The following is a 9,083-nucleotide window of genomic DNA, read 5'->3' as shown; positions in this document are numbered from 1 at the left end:
ATGACGGGCCACGCCGAATTCGTCGGAGATGCCGTTACCACCCAACATGTCGCGCGCCATACGGGCAATGTCCAGCGACTTGCCGCAGGAGTTGCGCTTCATGATCGAAGTGATTTCGACCGCAGCAGTGCCTTCATCTTTCATACGCCCCAACCGCAGGCAGCCTTGCAGGGCCAAGGTGATTTCGGTCTGCATGTCTGCCAGTTTTTTCTGGATCAACTGAGTGGCAGCCAATGGGCGACCAAACTGCTGGCGATCGAGGGTGTACTGACGAGCGGTGTGCCAGCAGAACTCGGCAGCGCCCAGTGCGCCCCAAGAAATGCCGTAACGCGCCGAGTTGAGGCAGGTGAACGGACCTTTCAGGCCACGCACGTCCGGGAAGATGTTCTCTTCCGGCACAAACACGTTATCCATAACGATTTCACCAGTGATCGACGCACGCAGGCCGACCTTGCCGTGAATCGCCGGAGCACTAAGGCCTTTCCAGCCTTTTTCCAGGACGAAGCCACGAATGTCACCGGCATCGTCTTTGGCCCAGACCACGAACACATCGGCGATCGGGCTGTTGGTGATCCACATTTTCGCGCCGGTCAGGCTGTAGCCGCCGTCGACCTTACGTGCACGAGTGATCATCGCGCCCGGGTCGGAACCGTGGTTGGGTTCGGTCAGACCGAAGCAGCCGATCCATTCGCCGGAAGCCAGCTTCGGCAGGTACTTCTGCTTTTGCGCTTCAGTACCGAATTCGTTGATCGGCACCATCACCAGCGACGACTGCACGCTCATCATCGAGCGGTAGCCTGAGTCGACACGCTCGACTTCACGAGCAATCAGACCGTAGCTGACATAGTTCAGACCGCTGCCGCCGTACTGTTCAGGGATGGTCGCGCCCAACAGACCGACTTCGCCCATCTCGCGGAAGATCGCCGGGTCGGTTTTCTCATGACGGAAGGCTTCAAGAACACGCGGCGCGAGGCTCTGTTGAGCAAACTGCTCGGCGGTGTCGCGGATCATGCGCTCTTCTTCAGTGAGCTGTTGATCCAGCAGCAGGGGATCAATCCAGTTGAAGCTAGCTTTACCGCCCATGAGTCTGTCCTCGCAAATCGGTGAATTAACGTGGCATTGATCCTAGGCGCGGTTCGCCGTCGCGGCAAACGAGGATTTCGCATTCTGTTGTGCTAATTTCTCACTCCGAAACGTCGCGGAATGCCTTTTATGCGGCGCATTAGTGAGGTTGACGTACATGCGCAGGAAGATCCCCAGCACCACCGCCCTGATCAGTTTCGAAGCTGCCGCGCGCCACGAGAGCTTTACCCGCGCTGCCGAAGAACTTTCCCTGACTCAAGGCGCCATTTGCCGACAAATAGCCAGCCTTGAGGAGTTCCTCAGTGTGGAACTATTCCGACGCTCGCGGCGCGGGGTGAAGCTGACCGAGGCGGGGCTTTCCTACAGCCGCCGAGTCGCGACGCAACTAGATGCAGTCGAACGCGACACGCTGTCCGTGATGGGCCAGCAAGGCACCAACGTAATCGAACTGGCGGTGGTGCCGACCTTTGGCACGCAATGGCTGCTGCCACGTCTGAAGGATTTCCAGCACAAGCATCCGGAAGTCACGGTCAACCTGACCAACCGCACCCGGCCCTTTCTGTTTGCCGATACCGAATTCGATGCGGCGATCTACTTCGGTGATGCCGATTGGTCCGGTACCGAATCCCACAGGCTGATGGGCGAGAATCCGATGCCGGTGTGCAGCCCGGCCCTACTCGGCAACAAGACGCTTCTGACAGCCGCAGCCATCGCCGAACTGCCGCTGCTGCAGCAGACTACCCGACCTTACGCTTGGCGCCAGTGGTTCAACTCGCAACAGCTGAATATCCCGCGCGACATGACAGGCCCGCGCTACGAGCTATTCTCCATGCTCGCCCAAGCGGCCATGCACGACATGGGGATCGCGCTGATTCCACCGTTCCTGATTCAGCGTGAGCTGGCCGAGAAACGCCTGGTGATTGCAAACCCGCAGGCGCTTTCCAGCATCAAGGCCTACTACCTGATGATTCCTGAGCGAAAGGTCGAATCAGCGTCATTAAAGGCATTTCGTGACTGGCTGGTAACTCAGGCACAGAGCTATAGCCTAGAAGGGTAAAGGCTTACAACGTTACCTAACCCCGTAGTCAGGAAAACAAAAGCCCTACAGATATAAGTATTTGTCGCAATTCAACAGACTGTATCCGAAAGTCGTACAGACGTCCCACAAGCGGCTGAAGACGTGGCTTTCAGCCTTCATCAGCGACGCATTAGTGCCTATTCACGTCACCGATGAGAAATTTTTCCATATTCGGCCAGAATCCTTACAAGGCACGGCCTGCAAGGGATTCGGCTGGCCATCTGCGACATTCGGTCACGGGATGACTTGTAGTTAATTTTCCGTCACCCGTCATAATCCCTTGAAGGGCATAAAGTTCGCCTGCAAAATGCCGCGCCCCGCCCTGATTTGGCGGGATCGTGCTGATCGGCCGCCCCAGTCGCACCATCCGTAGTGCATGGGTTTACTCAATAAGATCACGCAGGAGATTTGACGTGCACATTGGTGTTCCTCTCGAAACCCAGACCGGTGAAACACGGGTTGCTGCAACCCCGGAAACCATTAAAAAGCTGATCAGCCAAGGTCATAAGGTCACTGTGCAAACCGGCGCCGGCGTTAAAGCCAGCGTTGTCGACAGTGCCTATGAAGCGGCAGGCGCAACCATTGGCAGTGCCAATGACGCGTTTGGCGCCGAGCTGATTCTCAAAGTGGTCGCGCCAAGCGATGCCGAACTGACGCTGATCAAGCGCGGTACGGTGTTGGTCGGCATGCTCAATCCGTTCAACAACGAAACCATCGCAAAGATGGCCGAGTGCGGCATTACCGCGTTCGCCCTCGAAGCGGCGCCGCGCACCTCGCGCGCGCAGAGTCTCGATGTGTTGTCGTCGCAGGCGAACATTGCCGGCTATAAGGCTGTGTTGCTGGCCGCTCATTACTATCCGCGCTTCATGCCGATGCTGATGACCGCTGCGGGCACCGTGAAAGCGGCGCGCGTGCTGATTCTCGGCGCCGGTGTGGCCGGGTTGCAGGCGATTGCTACGGCGAAGCGTCTGGGTGCGGTGATCGAAGCGTCCGACGTGCGTCCGGCGGTAAAAGAGCAGATCGAATCACTCGGCGCCAAGTTCGTCGACGTACCTTACGAGACCGATGAAGAGCGTGAATGCGCCGTCGGTGTCGGCGGTTACGCGCGACCAATGCCGGCGAGCTGGATGCAGCGTCAGGCGCAGGCCGTGCACGAGCGCGCCAAGCAAGCTGACATCGTCATCACCACCGCGCTGATTCCGGGCCGAAAGGCACCGACGCTGTTGAGCGCGGAGACCGTAGCGCAGATGAAACCGGGCTCGGTGGTCATCGACCTCGCCGCTGCTCAGGGCGGCAACTGCCCGCTGACCGTGGCTGATCAAGTCGTGGTCGAGAATGGCGTGACCATTTGCGGCCCGACCAATCTGGCCGGTGAAGTCGCTGCAGACGCCTCGGCACTGTATGCGCGCAACCTGCTGGACTTCCTCAAGCTGGTCTTCACCAAAGAAGGCCAGTTCGACGTCAACCTCGAAGACGACATCGTCGCCGCGTGCCTGATGTGCCGCGACGGCCAAGTCATCCGCAAAAACGCCTAAGCAGGGATTCAGACGATGGAAGAGCTTATCTCCCCCGGTATCTACAACCTGATCATCTTCGTGCTGGCGATTTATGTCGGTTACCACGTGGTCTGGAACGTTACACCTGCGCTGCACACACCTTTGATGGCGGTAACCAACGCCATCTCGGCGATTGTGATCGTCGGCGCCATGCTTGCCGCTGCGCTGACCGTCACGCCGCTGGGCAAAACCATGGGCACCCTTGCTGTGGCGCTGGCTGCGGTCAACGTGTTCGGTGGCTTCCTGGTGACCCGCCGCATGCTTGAGATGTTCAAGAAGAAAGCCCCGAAAGTAAAAGAAGAGGCGCCGAAGTAATGAGCATGAATCTTGTCACGACGCTCTACCTGATCGCGTCGATCTGCTTTATCCAGGCCCTCAAAGGCTTGTCGCACCCGACTACCTCGCGGCGCGGCAACCTGTTCGGCATGCTCGGCATGGCGTTGGCCATCCTGACCACCGTCGGCCTTATCTATAAGTTGGGTGCTGAGCTGGCCACGGCTGGCATCGGTTACGTGATCGTTGGCCTGCTGGTCGGCGGCACCGCCGGTTCGATCATGGCCAAGCGCGTTGAAATGACCAAGATGCCGGAACTGGTCGCCTTCATGCACAGCATGATCGGCCTTGCGGCAGTGTTCATTGCCATCGCCGCTGTGGTGGAGCCGCAATCGCTGGGCATCGTCAAGCAACTGGGCGACTCGATTCCGGCGGGCAACCGTCTGGAGCTGTTCCTCGGCGCTGCGATCGGTGCGATCACCTTCTCCGGTTCGGTGATTGCGTTCGGCAAGCTGTCGGGCAAATACAAGTTCCGTCTGTTCCAGGGCGCCCCGGTACAGTTCGTTGGTCAGCACAAGCTGAACGCCGTGCTGGGCCTGGCGACGCTGGCACTGGGCCTGACCTTCATGTTCACCGGTAACCTCACTGCGTTCGCGCTGATGCTGGCGCTGGCGTTTGTGATGGGCGTGCTGATCATCATCCCGATTGGCGGCGCCGACATGCCGGTCGTGGTGTCGATGCTCAACAGCTACTCGGGCTGGGCGGCGGCGGGTATCGGCTTCTCGCTGAACAACTCGATGCTGATCATTGCCGGTTCCCTGGTGGGTTCGAGCGGTGCGATCCTGTCGTACATCATGTGCAAGGCGATGAACCGTTCCTTCTTTAATGTACTGCTCGGCGGTTTCGGCAACACGGCCGACGCAGGTCCTGCCGGTGCGAAGGAAGCACGTCCGGTGAAATCCGGTTCGGCTGACGACGCGACCTTCCTGCTGACCAACGCCGACACCGTGATCATCGTCCCGGGCTACGGTCTGGCAGTGGCACGTGCGCAACATGCGCTGAAAGAGCTGACCGAGAAGCTGACCCACCGTGGCGTGACCGTGAAGTACGCGATCCACCCCGTAGCGGGCCGTATGCCGGGGCACATGAACGTTCTGCTCGCCGAGGCCGAAGTGCCTTACGACCAGGTGTTCGAGATGGAGGACATCAACTCCGAGTTCGGTCAGGCCGATGTGGTGCTGGTGCTCGGCGCGAACGACGTGGTTAACCCGGCCGCAAAGAACGATCCGAAATCGCCGATTGCCGGCATGCCGATTCTCGAAGCGTTCAAAGCCAAGACCATCATCGTCAACAAGCGCTCGATGGCCAGCGGCTATGCCGGCCTGGACAACGAGCTGTTCTATCTGGACAAAACCATGATGGTCTTCGGCGACGCGAAGAAAGTCATCGAAGACATGGTCAAAGCGGTCGAGTAATTCCCCGCTGCAATACCGAACGCCCCGACTTGTCGGGGCGTTTTTGTTTGCGCAAACAGTCGGACAATTTGCCGCGTTGTTGCAGATCCAGTAACGGTGTTTTACTTCAAACCCGCTAAATAGACGCCTCGTTTGCGACCTTGGTAGCGGGACAGGCGCTCGTCAAATTCACTAGACTGCGCATCCTGCTACTCGCTTCCCGAGATAATAATCCATGTACCGTGACCGTATTCGCCTGCCTTCGTTGTTGGATAAAGTGATGAGCGCCGCCGACGCAGCCGCTTTGATTGAGGACGGCATGACCGTCGGCATGAGCGGATTTACTCGTGCTGGCGAAGCCAAAGCCGTCCCTCATGCACTGGCCGAGCGCGCCAAGGTCACGCCGCTGAAGATCAGCCTGATGACCGGCGCCAGCCTGGGCAACGACCTCGACAAGCAACTGACCGAAGCCGGCGTGCTGTCGCGGCGGATGCCGTTCCAGGTCGACAGCACCTTGCGCAAGGCAATCAATGCCGGCCAGGTAATGTTCATTGATCAGCACCTGTCGGAAACCGTCGAGCAGCTACGCAACCAGCAACTGAAGCTGCCGGACATCGCGGTCATCGAAGCTGTGGCCATCACCGAGCAAGGCCACATCGTGCCGACCACCTCGGTGGGCAACTCGGCGAGCTTCGCAATTTTCGCCAAACAGGTGATTGTCGAGATCAACCTGGCGCACAACGCCAACCTCGAAGGCCTGCATGACATCTATATCCCGACCTATCGCCCGACGCGCACGCCGATCCCGCTGGTAAAAGTCGACGACCGCATCGGCAGCACGGCGATTCCGATTCCGCCGGAAAAAATCGTCGCCATCGTGATCACCCAGCAGGCGGACTCGCCGTCTACCGTGTCGTCGCCGGACGTCGACACCAACGCCATTGCCGATCACCTGATCACCTTCTTCAAGCAGGAAGTCGACGCCGGGCGCATGACCAACAAGCTCGGCCCGTTGCAGGCAGGGATCGGCAACATTGCCAACGCGGTGATGTTCGGTCTGATCGATTCGCCGTTTGAAGACCTGACCATGTACTCCGAAGTACTACAGGATTCGACCTTCGACCTGATCGACGCCGGCAAGCTGAGCTTCGCTTCGGGCAGCTCGATCACCCTGTCGGAGCGCCGCAACAGCGACGTGTTCGGTAACCTGGAGAAGTACAAGGACAAACTGGTACTACGTCCGCAGGAGATCTCCAACCACCCGGAAGTGGTGCGCCGCCTAGGCATCATCGGGATCAACACGGCGCTGGAGTTCGACATTTACGGCAACGTCAACTCCACCCACGTTTGCGGCACGCGGATGATGAACGGCATCGGCGGTTCCGGCGACTTCGCGCGTAACGCGCATCTGGCGGTGTTCGTGACCAAGTCGATCGCCAAGGGCGGGGCGATTTCCAGCGTGGTGCCGATGGTCAGCCACGTCGACCACACAGAGCACGATGTCGACATTCTGGTGACCGAAGTGGGTCTGGCCGATTTACGCGGCTTGGCGCCGCGGGAACGTGCACGTGTGATCATCGATAACTGTGTGCACCCGGACTTCCGTCAAGCGCTGGATGATTACTTCACGAAGGCCTGTGCAATCGGTGGCCATACCCCACACATTCTGCGTGAAGCGTTGAGCTGGCATATCAACCTGGAAGAAACCGGGCGCATGCTTGCGGTGTAATTCACTCAGATAACCGTTGGCGCAAACACAGTTTGCGTCAGCGGATTGTTGCAATCTTCAAAGCTGACAAAAACTGTACCGCTGTACCGGTCCTTTCCTACAGCTTTTGCCTACCTTTTTCCTCGAATCGAGCAAAAACGCACCACTTAAGTGCGGACAGGTACAGTTTGCTCGTTTTTGACCCGTACACCCCCTATAAACAGTTAACTGGTCACTCACAATACAGTTGAACTGTATCTAGAGAGACTTGGCAAACGAGAGGATCATGGGCACCAGTCAAACCACTACCTGATCCCGCCACAAGCGGAAGGATGTCAACCATGGAACGTACACTCAGTTCCGAACTGTTCTTCGAAGACAAAGCTGTAAACACCCAGGCTTCCCTGCCTCTGCGCGTTATCGCCAACCTGATGTTGTGGCAGCGCCGCATCTCCAGCCGCCATCAACTGGCTCGCCTGGATTCGCGTTTGCTGGCTGACGCCGGTATCAGCGAAGCACAACGCTACGAAGAGCTGAGCAAGCCGTTCTGGCGCTAAGTAGCGTCGCTGGCTCTGGTCATTAGACCCACCGCCAGCAACCCGAATTGAACAAACGAAACCCGTCGTGGGAAACCACGACGGGTTTCGTCGTTTTGGGGAGTTTTAAATCCCTATACAGCTAGCTTTATCGCTGACAGGTACAGTTCATTATAATCACCACCTGGACCAGTACAATTTGCTTCTGCTGTATCTGCCTCTTCCTCTGTCACAGGCTCAACATGACCTTCCGCCTTCACCGGTAATAAGGAATACGTCATGAATGACTTACGGGATGTTTCAAGAAACTTCAGCCATTCCTACCCTCGCCCCAATGCTCTGCGTCGCCTGATTCGCGGGCTTCTGGACAGCCTGGAGCGCGCCAGAACAAGGCGCCTGCTCTCTCAACTCGACGGTCGGGATCTCGCCGATCTTGGCCTCAGCCATGCTGATCGACTGAGTGAACTGCATAAACCGTTCTGGCGCTAGCATTTTGCCCACTGTGCGAACCTCGCAAAGCAAGCCTAATATCCACGCAGAACGTGGCGAATGCTGTGTCACTGGCGTCTGACTCCTCAGATCCCGAGCCACCTCTCAATACGGTTTATCCATAGGAGTTACACCATGTCCCGTCTTCGTCTGATCAGTGCTGCCGCCCTGCTGGCCGTGGCTGCCAACGCCAGCGCCACCAGCTTCATCGTGACCACCGACGCTGTTGTCGGTGCACTGAAATCCTCGTCCGACGCCACCTCCGACGTTTCCTCGTCGTTCCGTGATGACAAAATCGTCCTCGCCGCCCGTGACGACGCTGCCAGCTTCGTGGCCAGCGAAGGCGAAATCCGTGGTGTGAAACTGGAAAGCGCGCTGGATCACATCCGTCATCAGGCCCCACAGCTACAAGCTACCGACGCACAGTTGGCTCAAGCCATCCTGACGATCTAAGCGCGTGACACCGTTCGGGACACGCCGGTCGTGTCCCGATGTTTCGGCGCTGGCTCTGGCCCGGGCATTGCGCTAGCCTTTGGGCTCACCAAAAATTACCGAGTCCGATGCGCTTTCTTCCAAATCTACTGATTCCCTCCGTATTGTTCACCGCCTGCTGGGCGACATCGGTCGATGCCTTTGATGCTTTCAATGCGTCGACGCAAGGCACCGTCGTCAGTGGTTACGCCACCAGCATGGTGTCTTCCGCCCCATTCGACCGTAAACTGCTGCTCGCGGCCCACGATGATGCCGCAGCTTTTGTTGCCAGTGACGGTGAATGGCGTGGTGCTCGACTGGAATCCGCGCTGCATTACCTGCGCAAAACCCGGCCGAAACTTCATGTCAGCGACCTTGAACTGGCAGAGGCAATTCTCGTCCAATAGTTATCCTGTACCCCTGTTATCCTTGCCC

Annotated in this window: 10 protein-coding genes (1 of these 10 only partly in view); 9 read left to right on the top strand and 1 reads right to left on the bottom strand. The window is 58.2% G+C overall.

The window, feature by feature from the left end:
* Nucleotides 1–1,083: the 5' portion of an acyl-CoA dehydrogenase gene (locus tag AB4O11_RS09090; protein WP_007953903.1), read on the bottom strand. Its footprint begins 99 nt before the window's first position; 1,083 of the gene's 1,182 nt are visible here — the first part of the coding sequence; the start codon lies at nt 1,081–1,083; its stop codon lies beyond the left edge, outside the window.
* 157 nt (nt 1,084–1,240) lie between these two features.
* On the opposite strand from AB4O11_RS09090, the gene AB4O11_RS09085 reads away from it, so the two are divergent.
* The 9 genes from AB4O11_RS09085 to AB4O11_RS09045 all read left to right on the top strand — a co-directional run bounded on the left by AB4O11_RS09085 (nt 1,241) and on the right by AB4O11_RS09045 (nt 9,055).
* Complete coding sequence (locus AB4O11_RS09085) at nt 1,241–2,140, top strand: LysR family transcriptional regulator (protein ID WP_116254150.1); 900 nt, start codon at nt 1,241–1,243, stop codon at nt 2,138–2,140.
* Nucleotides 2,141–2,574: 434 nt separating this feature from the next.
* Nucleotides 2,575–3,696, top strand: a complete 1,122-nt coding sequence (locus AB4O11_RS09080; RefSeq protein ID WP_093429467.1) for a Re/Si-specific NAD(P)(+) transhydrogenase subunit alpha — start codon at nt 2,575–2,577, stop codon at nt 3,694–3,696.
* 15 nt (nt 3,697–3,711) lie between these two features.
* Nucleotides 3,712–4,032, top strand: a complete 321-nt coding sequence (locus tag AB4O11_RS09075) for an NAD(P) transhydrogenase subunit alpha part 2 (protein WP_003187417.1) — start codon at nt 3,712–3,714, stop codon at nt 4,030–4,032.
* Complete coding sequence (locus AB4O11_RS09070) at nt 4,032–5,465, top strand: NAD(P)(+) transhydrogenase (Re/Si-specific) subunit beta (RefSeq protein ID WP_093429468.1); 1,434 nt, start codon at nt 4,032–4,034, stop codon at nt 5,463–5,465. Before AB4O11_RS09075 ends, AB4O11_RS09070 begins: the two co-directional genes overlap by 1 nt.
* 214 nt (nt 5,466–5,679) lie before the next feature.
* Nucleotides 5,680–7,173 carry an acetyl-CoA hydrolase/transferase family protein gene (locus AB4O11_RS09065; RefSeq protein ID WP_460089406.1) on the top strand — a complete coding sequence of 498 codons (1,494 nt, stop codon included), beginning with the start codon at nt 5,680–5,682 and terminating at the stop codon, nt 7,171–7,173.
* A gap of 320 nt (nt 7,174–7,493) precedes the next feature.
* Complete coding sequence (locus AB4O11_RS09060) at nt 7,494–7,709, top strand: DUF1127 domain-containing protein (RefSeq protein ID WP_007911656.1); 216 nt, start codon at nt 7,494–7,496, stop codon at nt 7,707–7,709.
* Between the two features lie 258 nt (nt 7,710–7,967).
* The gene (locus AB4O11_RS09055; protein ID WP_460130480.1) at nt 7,968–8,177 is read left to right on the top strand and encodes a DUF1127 domain-containing protein; all 210 of its coding nucleotides are present in this window, start codon (nt 7,968–7,970) and stop codon (nt 8,175–8,177) included.
* Between the two features lie 135 nt (nt 8,178–8,312).
* Nucleotides 8,313–8,630 (top strand): DUF2388 domain-containing protein, encoded by a 318-nt coding sequence (locus AB4O11_RS09050; RefSeq protein ID WP_460089403.1) that lies wholly within the window; start codon nt 8,313–8,315, stop codon nt 8,628–8,630.
* Nucleotides 8,631–8,737: 107 nt separating this feature from the next.
* The gene (locus AB4O11_RS09045; protein WP_093429472.1) at nt 8,738–9,055 is read left to right on the top strand and encodes a DUF2388 domain-containing protein; all 318 of its coding nucleotides are present in this window, start codon (nt 8,738–8,740) and stop codon (nt 9,053–9,055) included.
* Nucleotides 9,056–9,083: the final 28 nt, after the last annotated feature.

The organism is Pseudomonas sp. H1_D05 (assembly GCF_054682705.1).
This window is presented reverse-complemented; position numbering and strand designations above follow the sequence as displayed.

Coding starts and splice junctions, on each gene's coding strand:
- AB4O11_RS09085 (WP_116254150.1), top strand. CDS start 1,241: ATGCGCAGGAAGATCCCCAGCACCACCGCCCTGATCAGTTTCGAAGCT.
- AB4O11_RS09070 (WP_093429468.1), top strand. CDS start 4,032: ATGAGCATGAATCTTGTCACGACGCTCTACCTGATCGCGTCGATCTGC.
- AB4O11_RS09060 (WP_007911656.1), top strand. CDS start 7,494: ATGGAACGTACACTCAGTTCCGAACTGTTCTTCGAAGACAAAGCTGTA.
- AB4O11_RS09045 (WP_093429472.1), top strand. CDS start 8,738: ATGCGCTTTCTTCCAAATCTACTGATTCCCTCCGTATTGTTCACCGCC.
- AB4O11_RS09075 (WP_003187417.1), top strand. CDS start 3,712: ATGGAAGAGCTTATCTCCCCCGGTATCTACAACCTGATCATCTTCGTG.
- AB4O11_RS09055 (WP_460130480.1), top strand. CDS start 7,968: ATGAATGACTTACGGGATGTTTCAAGAAACTTCAGCCATTCCTACCCT.
- AB4O11_RS09050 (WP_460089403.1), top strand. CDS start 8,313: ATGTCCCGTCTTCGTCTGATCAGTGCTGCCGCCCTGCTGGCCGTGGCT.
- AB4O11_RS09065 (WP_460089406.1), top strand. CDS start 5,680: ATGTACCGTGACCGTATTCGCCTGCCTTCGTTGTTGGATAAAGTGATG.